A 15,889-nucleotide genomic window follows, 5' to 3' on the forward strand; every position below is an offset into this window, starting at 1 on the left:
ACATCCGCCGGAAGTTCGTTCATATTTTTCCGCATGTCGTCCCCCCACGCCTCCGCGCACGCCGCCTTTGAGCTGGCGCTCTTCGGCGTGACCGCGCTCTGCGTGGCCGACATTCACTGTCGCTGACGTCCGCCCTGGCGAAACGTCGGCTTTTCCCCCGCTTTCCGGTGGTGCGCGACTCCCGCGGATTCCCTCGCGTTTCCGTGCTGTTCGTGTTCCGACCTCGTAGGGACGCGTGCTGTTCCCCGCGCGCGTTCCGCACCACCGGTGTCCGGATTCTCGGCGTGCCCCAGGGCGGCCACAGTGCGATTCCGCCTGTTGCCGCACCGCGCGGCACTCTCCGAGAGGTTCTCTTCCGATGCGTCAAGCGTCCGTCATAGCGCGCCGTGTGGCAGCGGCATCCGTCAGCCTGGTCCTGGCCTCGGGCGCCGCCGCCTGCGCCGGGCCCCAGGACAACGATGCCGGGGGCGGGGGAGACGACAAGCCGGGCAAGGGCGGCACCCTCACCGTCCTGAACTCGAACCCGCAGACCGACTTCGACCCGGCACGGCTCTACACCTCCGGCGGCGGCAATGTGCCCTCCCTCGTCTTCCGCACCCTCACCACCCGCAACCGCGAGGATGGCGCCGCCGGCGCGAAGGTCGTCCCCGACCTCGCCACGGACCTCGGCACGCCCAGCGAGAACGCGACCGTGTGGACGTACACCCTGAAGAAGGGCCTCAAGTACGAGGACGGGACCGCGATCACCACCGCCGACATCAAGTACGGCATCGAGCGGTCCTTCGCCGCCGAACTCTCCGGCGGAGCGCCCTATCTGCGGGACTGGCTGATCGGCGGCGCCGACTACCAGGGCCCCTACAAGGACGCCAAGGGGCTCGACTCGATCGAGACGCCCGACGAGCGGACCATCGTCTTCCGTCTGAACAAGCCCGAGGGCGAGTTCCCGTACCTGGCGACCCAGACACAGTTCACGCCGGTCCCCAAGGCGAAGGACAAGGGCACCAAGTACGAGGAGCGCCCTCTGTCGTCGGGCCCGTACAAGGTCGTCAAGAACGAGAACGACGGTGAGCGGCTGCTCCTGGAGCGCAATACCTACTGGTCGGCCGCGACGGACGCCGAGCGCAAGGCGTACCCGGACACCATCGAGGTCCGCTCCGGGCTCGACTCGTCCGTCATCAACCAGCGCCTCTCGGCGAGCCAGGGCGCCGACGCGCGCGCCGTCACCACCGACACCAACCTCGGGCCCGCCGAACTCGCCAAGGTGAGCGGCGACAAACAGCTCGCCGCGCGCGTGGGCACCGGTCACTTCGGCTACACGAACTACATCGCGTTCAACCCGAAGGTGAAGCCCTTCGACAACCCGAAGGTGCGGCAGGCCATCGCCTACGCCGTCGACCGGTCATCGGTGATCAACGCCGCCGGCGGCTCGTCGCTCGCCGAGCCCGCCACCACGTATCTGCCGAACCAGAAGTCGTTCGGCTACACGCCCTACGACCACTTCCCGGCCGGCGCGGCGGGGAACCCGCAGAAGGCCCGTGAGCTGCTGAAAGAGGCCGGGTACGCGAAGGGGCTGACCGTGACCCTGACGCACTCCAACGCCAAGGACTTCGAGACCAGCCCCGAGATCGCGACCGCCCTCCAGGACGCCCTCAAGAAGGCGGGCATCACCGTCAAGCTGGAGGGCCTTGAGGACAACGAGTACCGGGACACCATCCACAGCGCGAAGACGGAGCCCGGGTTCTTCCTCGCGCACTGGGGTGCCGACTGGCCGTCGGGCGGGCCCTTCCTCGCCCCGATCTTCGACGGTCGACAGATCGTCGAGGACGGCGCGAACTTCAACACCGGCTTCCTCAATGACAAGACGGTCAATGACGAGATTGACGCGATCAACAAGTTGACGGATCTTGACGCTGCCGCCAAGCGCTGGGGCGCTCTTGACCGGAAGATCGGCGAGCAGGCACTGACCGTCCCGCTGTTCCACCCCGTCTACAAGCGGCTGTACGGCAAGGACGTCAAGAACATCGTCATCAGTGACTGGACCGGTGTCCTGGACATCTCGCAGGTCTCGGTGAAGTGACCCCATGAGTGAGGCACTCGCTGCCTCCCAGGCGTCCGGGGCGGGCACCGGCACGGTGCCCGCCCCCGCCTCGGGGGCCCGACAGTTCTGGCGGCGGCTGCGTACCCAGCGCGCCGCCCTCGTCGCGGCGGTCGTCGTCCTGCTGCTCGTCCTGGTCGCGCTCGCCGCGCCCCTGCTCACCGCCCTGGAAGGCCAGGACCCCACCACGTACCACCCGCATCTCGTGGACTCCGCGCGCGGGGGAGTGCCGCTCGGCTCCTTCGGCGGGATCAGCGCCGACCACTGGCTCGGCGTCGAACCGCAGACCGGACGCGACCTGTTCGCACGGCTCGTCCACGGCGCCCGGGTCTCCCTCGGCGTCGCGCTCGCGGCGACCGTCGTCCAGGTCCTCATCGGAGTCGTCGTCGGCGTGGCCGCCGGGCTGGGGAACCGTCTCCTCGACCAGGTGCTCAGCCGCGTCACCGACATCATCGTCGCGATGCCCCTGATGATCATGGCGCTGGCGCTGCTCGCGATCGTGCCGAGCGACTTCCCGCGACCGGTTCTGGTCGCGCTCATCATCGGCCTCATCGCCTGGGGTTCGACCGCGAAGATCGTGCGCGCCCAGACGATCACGCTCAAGGAACTCGACTATGTCGCCGCCGCCCGGCTCAGCGGCTGGTCCACGTGGCGCATCGCCCGCCGCGAACTCCTGCCCGCGCTCGCCGCGCCCGTCATCACGTACGCGGCCCTGCTCGTGCCCGTCAACATCACCATCGAGGCCGCGCTGTCGTTCCTCGGTGTCGGCGTCAAGCCGCCCACACCGTCCTGGGGACAGATGCTCACCTCCGCCGACGTCTGGTACCAGGCGGCGCCGCAGTACCTGCTGCTGCCCGCCGGCGCCCTGTTCGTGACCGTCCTCGCGCTCACCGTCCTCGGCGACGGGGTGCGTACGGCACTCGACCCGCGCGCGGCCTCGCGGCTGCGGATCGGGACGGGGCGCAAGGGGGAGGCGAGGGCATGAGCGGCTTCCCCGGCTTTCCTGGCTTCACCGGTTTTCTTCTGCGGCGCGTCCTGGGTGCCGTCGTCACCCTCCTGGCGATCTCCGTCATCGTCTACGTGGTCTTCTACGTCGCCCCCGGCAACGTCGCCCAGATCACCTGCGGGGAGCGCTGCTCGCCCGCCCAGGTCCAGCAGGTCGCCGAACAGCTCCGCCTCGACGACCCCGTGTATCTGCGCTACTGGCACTTCCTGGAAGGCATCGTCGCCGGCCGGGACTACTCCACGGGCACGTCCGTCGAACACTGCGCCGCGCCCTGCCTCGGCCTGTCGTACCAGAGCGACCAGCAGGTCACACAGCTCATCTGGGCGAAGCTCCCGGTCACCGGGTCGCTCGCGCTGGGCGCGATGGTGATGTGGCTGATCCTCGGCGTCGGCACCGGTGTCCTGTCCGCCTGGCGGCGCGGACGGGCCTCCGAGCGGGTCCTGACCGCCGTCACCCTGGCCGGGACCGCGACGCCCGTCTTCGTCATCGGTCTGCTGCTGATGATCGTCCTGTGCGGTCAGTTGCGGTGGCTGCCCTTCCCGCAGTACGTGCCCTTCACGGAGAACCCCGAACAGTGGGCGTGGAACCTGCTGCTGCCCTGGCTGTCGCTCGCCTTGATCGAGGCCGCCAAATACGCACGTCTTACGCGCGCGTCCATGCTGGAAACCCTTGCCGAGGACCATGTGCGTACGTTCCGCGCGTATGGCGTCGGTGAGCGTTCCGTCATCGGACGGCACGCGCTGCGTGGCGCGGTCGCCCCGGTCATCGCCCTCAATGCCAACGACTTCGGCTCGATGTTCGGCGGCGCCGTGCTCAGCGAGACGCTGTTCGGTATCCCGGGGCTCGGACGTGAACTCGTCCATGCGGTCAATGTCGTCGACCTGCCGGTGGTCGTCGGTCTGGTGCTCGTCACCGGCTTCTTCGTGGTGCTCGCCAACGCCGTGGCCGATGTGCTGTACGCGGTGGCCGATCGACGGGTGGTGCTGTCATGAGCTGGACCGAATCCACTGATCACGTCGACGGTGTTGATGCTGCGGTTGACCGTATTGATGGCATTGAGAACGTTGACAGGGTTGGCAATATTGACGGTGTTGACGGTATTGACGGGGTTGGGCCGCTGGTCGACGTGGCCGGTCTGTCCGTCGAGTTCGGTGACGTACGCGCCGTCGACGGGCTGTCGTTCACGCTCGCCAAGGGCGCCGCTCTCGGCCTGGTCGGCGAATCCGGCTCCGGCAAGAGCACCGTCGCCTCCGCACTGCTGGGGCTGCACCGCGGTACGGGCGCCCGGGTCACCGGCACGGTCCGGGTCGCCGGAGTCGACGTGCAGGGGCCGGACGCCGTGGCGACGGGGGACGAGCTGCGACGGCTGCGAGGCGGGAAGGCCGCCATGGTGTTCCAGGACCCGCTGTCGTCGCTCGACCCGTACTACGCCGTCGGCGACCAGATCGCCGAGGTGTACCGGGTGCACACACGCGCGTCCCGGCGTGCCGCACGCGCGCGTGCCGTCGACGTGCTCGACCGGGTGGGCATTCCCGACGCGGCCCGACGCGCGCGCTCCCGCCCCCACGAGTTCAGCGGCGGCATGCGGCAACGCGCCCTCATCGCCATGGCCCTGGCCTGCGAACCCGACCTGCTCATCGCCGACGAACCCACCACCGCGCTCGACGTGACCGTCCAGGCGCAGATCCTCGACCTGCTGCACACCCTGCGGCGCGAGACCGGTATGGGACTGCTCCTGGTCACGCATGACGTCGGTGTCGCCGCCGAGAGCGTGGACGACGTCCTTGTCATGCGTGGGGGCCGCGCGGTGGAAAGAGGGCCCGTCGCCGAGGTGCTGGGCGCGCCGAGGGATCCGTACACGCGCGCGTTGTTGCAGGCCGTCCCGCGCGTGGACGGTCCGTCGGCGGGAACCCCGGCCGATGCCCTGGAGGACGCTTCGGGGACCGGCCGGGGTGCCGTCGACGGCGGGATCGCCCTTGAGGTACGGGACCTGCGCCGCGTCTTCGGGCGGGGCCGGCGGGCCTTCGCCGCCGTCGACGGGGTGTCCCTCTCCGTGCGCCGTGGCGAGACCCTCGGTGTCGTCGGCGAGAGCGGCAGCGGCAAGACGACGCTGGGCCGCATGCTCGTGGGGCTCCTGGAGCCGACGTCCGGGGAGATCCGGCACGTGGACGCAGACGCGCATGTGAACGGGGACGCGCATACGGTGCGGCCGTCCGTGCAGATGGTGTTCCAGGACCCCGTCTCCTCGCTCAACCCGCGCCGCGCCATCGGAGAATCCGTGGCCGACCCTCTCCGCGCGCGGGGCGAGCGCGACGAAAAACGCATCCACGCGCGCGTGCGTGATCTGTTGGAGCGCGTCGGGCTCGATCCCGGCCACTACGACCGCTATCCGCACGAGTTCAGCGGCGGACAGCGCCAGCGCGTCGGCATCGCGCGGGCGCTCGCGGCCGAGCCGCGGATCATCGTCTGCGACGAACCCGTCTCCGCGCTCGACGTCACGACCCAGGCGCAGGTGACCGCGCTCCTCGCCGCACTCCAGCGAGAACTGGGGCTCGCCCTGGTGTTCATCGCCCACGACCTCGCCGTGGTCCGTCAGGTCAGCCACAGGGTGGCCGTCATGCGCGCGGGCCGGATCGTCGAGTACGGGCCCGTGGACGAGGTGTACGGCGCGCCCAGGGACCCGTACACGCGGCAGCTTCTCGCGGCCGTTCCCGTGCTCGACCCGGAGGTCGCCGCGCGGCGCCGCGCGGCCCGCCAGGAGTTGGCCGCCGCATAACTCTGTGTGACGCGCGCGCTCCTTAGCGCGACGGAACGCCACCCGCTCGGGAAAGTTACGTCCGTTCACCCCTTTTGGTGGCGCGATGGACAACCGTCCGTCGCGCCACCGGCATGTCCGCATACGTTCGTCCCGCTGCGAGCCGCCGGTCCAACGGCGGCTCCCCAAAAGGGAGATCGGGGGTGTACTCGTGCGCATCGGACTGCTAACAGAGGGTGGCTATCCGTATGTGAGCGGTGAGGCCAGGCTCTGGTGCGACCGGCTCGTGCGCGGGCTCGGGCAGCACGAATTCGACCTCTACGCGCTCAGCCGCAGCGAGCGCCAGGAGGACGAAGGGTGGGTCACCTTGCCGCCCCAGGTCAGCCGGGTGCGGACCGCGCCGCTGTGGTCCCCGCCCGACGAAGGACCCGGCATCGGACGGCGCGCGCGCCGGCGCTTCGCGGAGCACTACGGCGAGCTGGTGCGCGCGGTGTGCGCCGGTGAAGCGGGGAGCGCGGGGGAGGCGGGGGGCGCGAGCGCCCCTGGACGCGCCCTCCCGGGTGCCGGAACGGACCTGGACGGACTCGGCGAGCACCGTGCCGCACTTCAGGCGGACCGTTTCGCCAACGCCCTCCACGGACTCGCCGAACTCGCCCGCGACACCGGCGGACTCGCCGGAGCCCTGCGCTCCGAAACCGCCGTACGCGCCCTCGAACACGCCTGCCGCGCGCCCGGCGCACTGCGCGCCGCGCACCCCGCGCGCGTGCCCGACCTGCTCGTCGCCGCCGCCCACATCGAACGCGCCCTGCGCCCCCTCTCCCTCGACTGGTACGGGCCCGACGGCCTCGGCGCCGTCGACCTGTGCCACGCCACGTCGGGCGGCCCGGCCGCACTGACCGGACTGCTCGCCCACCACTTCGACGGCGTCCCGTTCCTCGTCACCGAGTACGGCGTGCACCTGCGCGCGCACTACCTCGCCTCCGGCGACATCGCGGCGAGTGCGCCCGCGCGCGCCCTCGTCGCGGGATTCCACGGCAGGCTCGCCGCGGAGGTCTACCGGCGGGCCACCCTCATCACGCCCGGCAACCTCCACGCGCGACGCTGGCAGGAACGGTGCGGCGCCGACCGCGCCAAACTGCGCACCGTCCACCCCGGCATGGAGGCGTCCCGGTTCGCCGATGTCGGTGAGAACCCCGGCTGCTCGGACCCCGACACGCTCGTCTGGGTCGGCCGGATCGAGCCCGCCAAGGACCTCGTCTCGCTGCTGCACGCCTTCGCCGAGGTCCGCCGCCAGGAGCCCAAGGCCCGGCTGCGGATCGTCGGCGCGCCCGCCGAAGGGCCCGACGCCGCCGCCTATCTCGCCCACTGCAAGGGGCTGGCCTCGCAGCTCTTCCCGGACGAGGCCGAGGGCGCGCACGCGATCGGTGAGAACCCCGTCTCGTTCGACGAGATCGGCGGCCCCGAGACCCCCGACCTCCCGGACGCGTACGCGTCGGCCGGCGTGGTCGTCCTGTCCAGCGTGGTCGAGGGCTTCCCGATCAGCCTGGTCGAGGCCATGTTCTGCGGGCGCGCCACCGTCTCGACCGATGTCGGCGCCGTGGTCGAGGTCATCGGCGGCACCGGGCTCGTCGTACCGCCGCGCAATCCGCGCGCGCTCGCGGAGGCGTGCGTGGCGCTGCTGCGCGACCCCGAACGGCGCGAGCGCCTCGGCGCAGCCGCCCGCGCGCGGGCGCTCGAACTGTTCACCGTCGAGCAGAACACCACGGCATTTCACGGCATTTACCTGGAGATCGTGTCGCACTGCCCCGTGCGCCGGTACGCGCTGGACGAGACCGGGGAGCCGCTGCCCTTCGCGTTCCCGGCGGAGGCGTATGTGCCCGGGAGCTGGACTCCGCCGGTCCTGGACGACAGGTTCGGGCCGCTGCCCCGGTGGGCGACGGAGGGACCGCTGACGGTCCCGGCCGCATCCGAGGTGCCGGGGATGCCAGATGTGCTGGCGCTTTCGGTGACTTCGGGGCTCGCGGGCTCTCCGGGGCTTGCGGAGCGGGAGGCCGTGCGATGACCGCCCACGGGACGCGCCAGGAAGGCCACCGCCGAGGCGCCGTCGACCCGGTCAAGGCGCTCATGCACCGCCACCGCGACCTGTGCGAACGGGCCGTCGACCCGCTGGAGATCGCCGCCGGCCTCGAAGCGCACGGCGTCACCGACCGGACCGCCACCCGCTTCCGGCACCGGGACGTGTTCTCGCTCGCCGAGGAGATCTACGCGCGCGTGCCTCGCGGTAGCGGCAATTCCGGCACCGTCGGACCCTCGGCGGCGGGCCAGGCCGCAGGTCGGCCTCCACGGACCGGCGAGCCTCTGCCGACCGATGACGGCGATCCCCTGGGAACCGGCGCTCTCGGGGGGCGCACGGTGCGGAACGCGCCGGTCGCACGCGCCGGTCGCGCCGCACTCGCCCTCGTACCAGGAGCCGTCTGCGCCCTCGTCCTGGCCGGCCTCCGTACCGTCGACGGCCGCTGGCACCTCGCCCTCCTGGTCCTCGGCACCCTCACCGTCGCCACCACACTGCGCATCGTCCTGCGATACGGGCCATTGCGCGTGCCCCACGCGCGCGTACCGGGCGCCACGGCCGCATGGACGGCGTGCCTCCTCCTCTACGCAGCCGCCGGTGACGGCCTGCTCCGGGCGGCGGTCGGCGGCGGCCCCGACGCCTCCTGGCCGCTCGCGACCGCCCCCCTCCTCGGGCTGACGCTCGCCGTCGCCCCGGGGGTCTGGTGCGCGTGGCTCTTCGCGCACCGGGCCGCGCGCCGGCTCACGACGAGCCACGGCCTGGACGACTTCGCCGCCTCCGTACGCCCCCTCCTGCTCGGTGTCCTCACCCTGTTCCTGGGCGCCCTGTCCCTCCTCCTGTGGTCGTCCGCGACCGTGCTCGACCAGCCGTCGGGCTTCGCCGGGCCCCTGGCCCTGGGCGTCCTCCTGCTCCTCGCCCGGCTCCTGACCGTGCGCGGCTTCTCGCACGCCCCGGCCGTCGTCCTCGGCGCGGCAGGGGCCGGCGAACTGTTCTGTCTCGCCACGGTGTTCGCCGGACGGCTGCCCGGCTGCGGCTTCCTCTCGGTGCCCGTCGACACCGCCGTGGACCGATGGGGCCCCGGAGCCGTCCCCGCCGTGATCTGCGGCACGGCGGCCCTGATCCTCCTGATCCACGCGACCCGCACCCTCACGCGGGCCTCCGCCCACGCGACGGCCGGGGGCGCCCCATGACGCCGCCCGCCGACCCGGCCGACCCTCTTCCACCCGGCCCGGCCCACGGCCCGTACGACCCGCCCCACGGCCCGTACGACCCGTAGCTCCCGTGCCACCGGGGCCCCACACCGCCCCCGCACCCCGACTCCACCCCCCACTCCCTCCCGCGGGGCCGACACCGCGGGCCATCCCGACGTACGGCAACACCCCGAAGGAGAAAGCGAGATGACCACCCTCCCCTCCGGAGACCGCGCACCCGGAGCCGCCCGATGAGAGTGTTGCTGATCGGAGCCAACGGGTACCTCGGCCGCTTCGTCGCCGACCGGCTCCTCGCCGACCCGGCGGTTCAGCTCACCGCACTGGGCCGCGGCGACGACGCCGACGTCCGCTTCGACCTCGCCAGCGGCAGCCCCGGCGCGCTCACCCGCTTCCTGGACGCCGTGCACCCCGGGGTCGTCATCAACTGCGCGGGCGCCACCCGCGGCGGCGCCCGCGAACTCACCCGGCACAACACCGTCGCCGTCGCCACCGTCTGCGAGGCCCTGCGCCGCAGCGGCTGCGGCGCACGGCTCGTCCAGATCGGCTGCGGCGCCGAGTACGGGCCCAGCCAGCCGGGCTCGTCCACCGCCGAGGACGCCGTGCCACGCCCCGGCGGGCCGTACGGCGTCAGCAAGCTGGCCGCCACCGAACTCGTCCTCGGCTCCGGCCTCGACGCCGTCGTCCTGCGCGTCTTCTCGCCCGCCGGCCCCGGCACCCCGGCGGGATCCCCGCTGGGCCGCCTCGCCGAGGCCATGCGCCGCGCCATGCAGTCCGGCGACGGCGAACTCAAGCTCGGCGGACTCGGCGTCCAGCGCGACTTCGTGGACGTACGCGACGTCGCGCGCGCCGTGCACGCGGCCTCGCTGTCCGCCGCCCAGGGCATCGTCAACATCGGGTCGGGCCGCGCCGTACGGCTGCGCGACGCCGCCGCCGTCCTCGCGCGCGTGGCCGGCTACGGCGGCGCCCTGCACGAACTCGACGCACCGCCCGGCCCGCTGCGCACCGCCATCGGGCACCCCCGCTCCGAGGGCGAACACGGCATCCCCGCCGCCTACCCCTACCCCGACGGCTGCGGCAGCTGGCAGCAGGCCGACGTCCGCACCGCACGCGACCGGCTCGGCTGGCGGCCCCGGATCAACCTTGAGGAATCCCTCGCCGACATCTGGATGGAGGCGGCATGCCGTATCTGAGCGACACCCTCACCGGCACCCCCGTGACCGGGACAGGTCTCGGTTTCGGTGTCCCCGGCTACGCCCACCCTCTCGTCGCCCCCGTCGAATGGGCGGAACTCACCCGCCCCACCACCCCCTTGCACTGGGTCGTCCTCAATGTCGCCCGTGGTCCCGGCACCCGCCCCGACCCGCACTGCCTGGAAGCCGCTGGCCGGCTCACCAACGCGCGCGTACGCGTCCTCGGCCATCTCGACGTGGCCTACGGCGCCCGCACCTTCGGTGAGCTGATCTCCGACGCCCACCGCTACCTCGACTGGTACAAGGTCGACGGCTTCCTCCTCCACCGCTGCCCCACCGAACGCGGCGCGCTGCCCGAGGTACGGCGCACCCTCACCACCCTGCGCTCCCTCCTCGACACCCCCCACCTCGTCCTGGACCACGGCACGCACCCCCACCCGGGCTACGCCGAGGCCGCCGACCAGCTCGTCACCTTCTCCGGGCCCTGGAGCGACTACCGCTGGTCACAGGTCGCCGAGTGGACCGCCGACTACCCGCCCGAGCGCTTCTGCCACTTCGTGCACGGCGTGCCGCTCGGGCATCTCGACGAGGCCCTGCGCCTCGCCCGCTGGCAGGGCGCGGCGACGATCTACTTCACCGACCGCACGGACCGCGGCGGCACCGTCGACCCCTGGCAGACCCTGCCCGGCTACTGGGACGAGATCGTCTCGCGGATCGGAACAGGTGTCTCGGAATGAAGAAGGGCGTGGCAGTGTTACGGGGAGAACAACCTTCCGACATACCGACCGACGGAGCCCCCGTGTCGCTGCCACCCCTGGTCGAGCCCGCTGATCAGCTCACCGTAGACGAGGTCCGCAGGTACTCCCGCCATCTGATCATCCCCGACGTCGGGATGGATGGGCAGAAGCGGCTGAAGAACGCCAAGGTGCTCTGTGTGGGCGCCGGCGGCCTCGGCTCGCCGGCCCTGATGTACCTGGCCGCGGCAGGCGTCGGCACGCTCGGCATCGTGGAGTTCGACGAGGTCGACGAGTCCAACCTCCAGCGGCAGATCATCCACAGCCAGGCGGACATCGGCCGCTCCAAGGCGGCGTCCGCCCGGGACAGCGTGGTCGGCATCAACCCGTACGTGAACGTGATCCTCCACGAAGAGCGGCTCGAAGCCGAGAACGTGATGGACATCTTCAGCCAGTACGACCTGATCGTCGACGGCACCGACAACTTCGCGACGCGTTACCTCGTCAATGACGCATGTGTCCTCCTCAACAAGCCGTATGTCTGGGGTTCGATCTACCGTTTCGACGGCCAGGCGTCCGTCTTCTGGAGCGAGCACGGCCCCTGCTACCGCTGCCTGTACCCGGAGCCCCCGCCCCCCGGCATGGTCCCGTCCTGCGCCGAGGGCGGCGTCCTCGGCGTGCTGTGCGCGTCCATCGGCTCCATCCAGGTCACGGAGGCCATCAAGGTCCTCACCGGCATCGGTGAGCCCCTTGTCGGCCGCCTGATGATCTACGACGCCCTGGAGATGCAGTACCGCCAGGTCAAGGTCCGCAAGGACCCCGACTGCGCGGTGTGCGGCGACAACCCCACGGTCACCGAACTCATCGACTACGAGGCGTTCTGCGGCGTCGTCTCCGAGGAGGCCCAGGAGGCCGCCGCGGGTTCGACGATCACTCCCAAGCAGCTCAAGGAGTGGATCGACGACGGCGAGAACATCGAGATCATCGATGTCCGCGAGCCGAACGAGTACGAGATCGTGTCGATCCCGGGCGCCAAGCTGATCCCCAAGAACGAGTTCCTCATGGGTACCGCCCTGGAGACCCTCCCGCAGGACAAGAAGATCGTCCTGCACTGCAAGACGGGTGTCCGCAGTGCGGAGGTCCTCGCCGTGCTCAAGTCCGCGGGTTTCGCGGACGCGGTGCACGTCGGCGGCGGCGTGATCGGCTGGGTCAACCAGATCGAGCCCGACAAGCCGGTGTACTGAGCGAGCCCCGAAGGCCGGCGCGACACCCGGCCGCGGCTTCGAGACGGGTCTCCCGCGCCTCCCGGCGCGGGGGGCCCGTTTCGCTTGGGTTCAGGAGCAGACCTTGCCGTCCTGTGGCACCTTGCCGTCGATCAGATACGCGTTCACCGTGCTGTCCACACAGGCGCTTCCGCTGCCGTACGCCCCGTGCCCCTCTCCCTTCCAGGTCAGCTCCACGCCGACGCCCTTGCCCAGCTCGTCCGCCATCCTGCGGGCGCCCTCGTACGGTGTGGCCGGGTCGCCGGTGTTGCCGACGACCAGGATCGGCGCGGCGCCCGGAGCGCTGACCTCCGCCGTCTCGCGCAGACCCGGCACCGGCCAGTCGTGGCACCAGCCGGCCGTGTCCCAGCTGAGGAACTCCCCGAACACGGGCGATATCTTCCGGAACTCGGCCAGCCCCCGCTTCGCCTCTTCGGGTGTCGGCCGCCCCTTGGCGTCGCGGCACGATATGGCTCGCTGGGCGTGGCTCTGGGTGCTGTAGTGGCCGGACGCGTCGCGCTCGTTGTAGGCGTCCGCCAGGGTCAGCAGCTCTGTGCCGTCGCCTGCTTCGGCGGACTTCAGCGCGTCGGTGAGCAGGGGCCAGGTGCCCTGGTCGTAGAGCGTGAACAGGATGCCGGTGAGGGCCAGTGTCTGGTTCAGTTCGCGGTCGCCGGACGTCGGCAGGGGTTTGGCGTCGATGCGCTTCAGCAGGTCCGCCGTCTTGCGGGTGCCCTCCTCGGGTGTCCGGCCGGTCGACTTGAAGTAGTTGTCCAGGGCTCGCTGGAAGCCCCGGGCCTGGTTCTTGGACTGGTCCACGCTGTCGGCCGTGGGGTCCACGACGGCGTCGAGCACGAGTCGTCCGACGCGCTGCGGGAACAGGTGCGCGTAGGTACCGCCGAGTTCGGTGCCGTACGAGATGCCGAGGTAGTACAGCTTGTCGTCGCCCAGGACATGGCGCAGGAGGTCCATGTCGCGCGCGGCCTCGTTGGTCGACACATGCGACAGCAGGTTCTTCGCCTGACGCTCGCAGCCCGCGCCGAAGGCCGCCGCGTCCTTGAAGTACGCCGCCTCCTCGGCCGCCGTGTCGGGGGTGAGGTCGACGGACTCCGCGGCCCGTGTCTCCTTGTCGCTGCGGCAGCGCACACCCTCGCTGGACGCGACGCCGCGCGGGTCGAAGCTGACCAGGTCGTAGTGCTCGCGGAGCTTGTCGTACTCGGAGGCGAGGGCCGGGAGCGTGGAGACTCCCGAGCCGCCGGGGCCGCCGAAGTTGAAGAGGAGGGAGCCTATGCGGGAGTCGTTTCCGTTCTTCCCGCCGTTCTTGGCCTCCTGGCGGATCAGGGCTATGCCGATGGTCTCGCCGTCCGGCTTCGCGTAGTCCAGCGGCACCTTGAGCGTCGCGCACTGCCAGGAGCCGCCCGGCGCCGGATCGTCCCGCGTGGCCTCGCAGCTGCCCCAGTTGAGTCGCTGCTCGGTGAGGGCCGCGGGCAGTGACGCCGTGTCGGCCACGCCGGAGGCGTCCGATTCCTTGGACGGCGACAGGTCCGGCCGCTGCGGTGCCGAGCGGTCGCCCGATTCCGACGGCTTGGCGTCCCCGTCCCCTGAGCCGCCCCCGCACCCCGCGATCAGCAGCGCCGCGGCCAACAGGGCCGCCGACCGTACATAACGCGCCATGGCGTTTCCCCCCTTTGCGATCTGTCCCGGCCATAGTAGGCAGGCAGGGCGGACCGCCGGACGGGCCTGTGGATAACCCTTGGCATGTCCCGAACCATCCGATTGTTCCGGCTTCCGAGGATGGGTGCCGGGTGCCGGGTGCGGGTGTGCGTGGGGGCGGGCGCCGGGCCGGCCGTCAGGTGCAGACCGTGCCCGCCGACGGCACCTTCCCGTCCAGCAGATAGCTGTTCACCGTGTCCTGCACACACTTGTTCTTGCTGTCGTACGCCCCGTGCCCCTGCCCCTCGTACGTCAGCTCGACCCCGACGCCGTCGCCCAGCGCGTCCACCATCTTGCGAGCGCCCTCGTACGGTGTGGCTGGGTCGCCGGTGTTGCCGACGACCAGGATCGGCGGGGCCCCGGGCGCGCTCACGTCCGGGTGGTCCGCGGCACCCGGCACCGCCCAGTCCGTGCAGCTGAGCATGCCCCAGGCGAGATAGTCCCCGAACAACGGTGACGCGGCCCGGAACTCCGGCAGCTTCGCCTCGACGTCCTGCGGGGTGTACCGCGGCTTCTGGTCGGCGCAGTTGATGGAGACGTTCGCCGCCTGGATGTTGCTGTAGTGCCCGCTCTCGTTGCGGCCGTTCATCGAATCGGACAGCATCATCAGGATCTTGCCGTCGCCGTCGTACGCCTGTTGCAGGCCTTCGGTGAGGTACTCCCAGAAGTCCTTCGAGTACAGGGACTGCGCGATGCCGTTGGTGGCGGCCGTCTGCGTCAGCTCCCGGGGGAAGATGCCCGGCAGCGGCTTCTTGTCCAGATCCTTGAGAAGTTTCGCGATCCGGTCCTTGACGTCCTGTTCCGACGTGCCGACGGGGCACTCCTCGATCTGCGACGTGCAGTCCTTGGCGTAGTTGTCGAGGGCGAGCTGGAACCCCTTGGCCTGGCCCAGGGAACTCTGCTCCGGGTCCTGGGTCGGGTCGACCACTCCGTCGAACAAGGCACGGCCCACGTTCTGCGGGAACAGGTGCGCGTAGACACCGCCCAGTTCGGTGCCGTACGAGACGCCGAAGTAGTACAGCTTCGCGTCGCCGAGCACCTGGCGCATCAGGTCCATGTCACGGGCCGCGTCGGTCGTCGCGACATGCGGGATGACCTTGCCGGAGTTCTTGTCGCACGCCGAGTTGAACGCCTTGGTGTTGTCGACGAGGGTCTGTTGCTCGGCGGCGTCGTCCGGGGTCGCGTCCTGCTGGAAGAAGTGGTCGAGCTGTTCGTCGTTCTCGCACTTCACGCCCGCGCTGCGGCCCACTCCGCGCGGGTCGAAGCTGACCAGGTCGTAGCGGGTGCGCAGGGCGGTGTAGTCCCCTGCGAAGGCAGGCAGAGTGATCACTCCCGAGCCGCCGGGGCCGCCGAAGTTGAAGATCAGGGAGCCGATACGCCGGTTCTGCGGGCCGCTGGTCACGGCGCGGATCAGCGCGATGTCGATCGTGTCGCCCTTGGGTTTGTTCCAGTCGAGAGGCGCCTTCATCGTGGCGCACTGCCACTCGGCGCCGCCGGGCAGCGGCGACGGCGCGGTGCCGCCGCCCTCGGCCTCGGACGGCGCGGGGCAGCCTTTCCAGCTCAGCTTCTGTGCCGAGAGATCCTCACTCTGCGGGTCGCTGCTGCTGCCGCACGCGGTGGCTGAGGTGGACAGCAGGACGGCGGTGGCGGCCAGGGCAGCGGCGCGCAGCGGGGTCGGCTTCGGCATGCCCCCATCCTGCGGTCGCCACGCTTGGGGCGCTCGGGACGGAGGCCGTGCGGGTGACCCGCGAAACCCGCGAAACGTGTGCCTACGCGCGCGTGCGTACAGGGTCGTGCTCCCGTGCGCGTGCGTAGAGGGTCGTGCCCCCCGCGCGCGTACGTACCGGGTCGTGCT

Annotated in this window: 12 protein-coding genes; 10 read left to right on the forward strand and 2 right to left on the reverse strand. The window is 71.1% G+C overall.

Annotated elements, in window-relative coordinates; all coding sequences use genetic code 11:
• The first annotated feature begins 33 nt into the window (after window positions 1–33).
• The 10 genes from ACIQNU_RS13125 (at window position 34) to moeZ (ending at window position 12,306) form a co-directional block, all read left to right on the forward strand.
• On the forward strand, window positions 34–126 hold the full coding sequence (locus ACIQNU_RS13125) for an Ms4533A family Cys-rich leader peptide (RefSeq protein WP_401365203.1): 93 nt from the start codon (window positions 34–36) through the stop codon (window positions 124–126).
• Between the two features lie 232 nt (window positions 127–358).
• Window positions 359–2,077: an ABC transporter substrate-binding protein gene (locus ACIQNU_RS13130; protein ID WP_401365205.1), complete on the forward strand. Its 1,719-nt coding sequence runs from the start codon at window positions 359–361 to the stop codon at window positions 2,075–2,077.
• A 4-nt stretch (window positions 2,078–2,081) separates the two neighbouring features.
• Window positions 2,082–3,080 (forward strand): ABC transporter permease, encoded by a 999-nt coding sequence (locus tag ACIQNU_RS13135; protein WP_401365208.1) that lies wholly within the window; start codon window positions 2,082–2,084, stop codon window positions 3,078–3,080.
• The gene (locus ACIQNU_RS13140) at window positions 3,077–4,093 is read left to right on the forward strand and encodes an ABC transporter permease (RefSeq protein ID WP_401365210.1); all 1,017 of its coding nucleotides are present in this window, start codon (window positions 3,077–3,079) and stop codon (window positions 4,091–4,093) included. Before ACIQNU_RS13135 ends, ACIQNU_RS13140 begins: the two co-directional genes overlap by 4 nt.
• A gap of 125 nt (window positions 4,094–4,218) precedes the next feature.
• Window positions 4,219–5,877, forward strand: coding sequence for a dipeptide ABC transporter ATP-binding protein (locus tag ACIQNU_RS13145; RefSeq protein WP_401365630.1), 1,659 nt, complete (start codon window positions 4,219–4,221; stop codon window positions 5,875–5,877).
• 190 nt (window positions 5,878–6,067) lie between these two features.
• Entirely contained in the window at window positions 6,068–7,918 is a 1,851-nt protein-coding gene (locus tag ACIQNU_RS13150) for a DUF3492 domain-containing protein (protein WP_401365213.1), read from the forward strand.
• Entirely contained in the window at window positions 7,915–9,117 is a 1,203-nt protein-coding gene (locus ACIQNU_RS13155) for a hypothetical protein (protein WP_401365216.1), read from the forward strand. Before ACIQNU_RS13150 ends, ACIQNU_RS13155 begins: the two co-directional genes overlap by 4 nt.
• Before the next feature lie 251 nt (window positions 9,118–9,368).
• The gene (locus tag ACIQNU_RS13160) at window positions 9,369–10,328 is read left to right on the forward strand and encodes an NAD-dependent epimerase/dehydratase family protein (protein ID WP_401365219.1); all 960 of its coding nucleotides are present in this window, start codon (window positions 9,369–9,371) and stop codon (window positions 10,326–10,328) included.
• A complete protein-coding gene (locus tag ACIQNU_RS13165; RefSeq protein ID WP_401365222.1) occupies window positions 10,316–11,065 on the forward strand; it encodes a spherulation-specific family 4 protein in 750 nt (249 codons plus the stop codon). The genes ACIQNU_RS13160 and ACIQNU_RS13165 overlap by 13 nt, the downstream gene beginning before the upstream one ends.
• Before the next feature lie 62 nt (window positions 11,066–11,127).
• Window positions 11,128–12,306, forward strand: coding sequence for an adenylyltransferase/sulfurtransferase MoeZ (moeZ, locus tag ACIQNU_RS13170; protein ID WP_401365225.1), 1,179 nt, complete (start codon window positions 11,128–11,130; stop codon window positions 12,304–12,306).
• A gap of 90 nt (window positions 12,307–12,396) precedes the next feature.
• On the opposite strand, the gene ACIQNU_RS13175 is transcribed toward moeZ, so the two are convergent.
• Both ACIQNU_RS13175 and ACIQNU_RS13180 read right to left on the reverse strand, forming a co-directional pair.
• Window positions 12,397–13,995, reverse strand: a complete 1,599-nt coding sequence (locus tag ACIQNU_RS13175) for an alpha/beta hydrolase (RefSeq protein ID WP_401365228.1) — start codon at window positions 13,993–13,995, stop codon at window positions 12,397–12,399.
• A gap of 175 nt (window positions 13,996–14,170) precedes the next feature.
• Window positions 14,171–15,721 (reverse strand): alpha/beta hydrolase, encoded by a 1,551-nt coding sequence (locus ACIQNU_RS13180; RefSeq protein ID WP_401365231.1) that lies wholly within the window; start codon window positions 15,719–15,721, stop codon window positions 14,171–14,173.
• Window positions 15,722–15,889 lie beyond the last annotated feature (168 nt).

Origin of the sequence: Streptomyces sp. NPDC091292, from assembly GCF_044757265.1 — a bacterium.
In the GTDB taxonomy this organism is placed as follows: Bacteria; Actinomycetota; Actinomycetes; order Streptomycetales; family Streptomycetaceae; genus Streptomyces.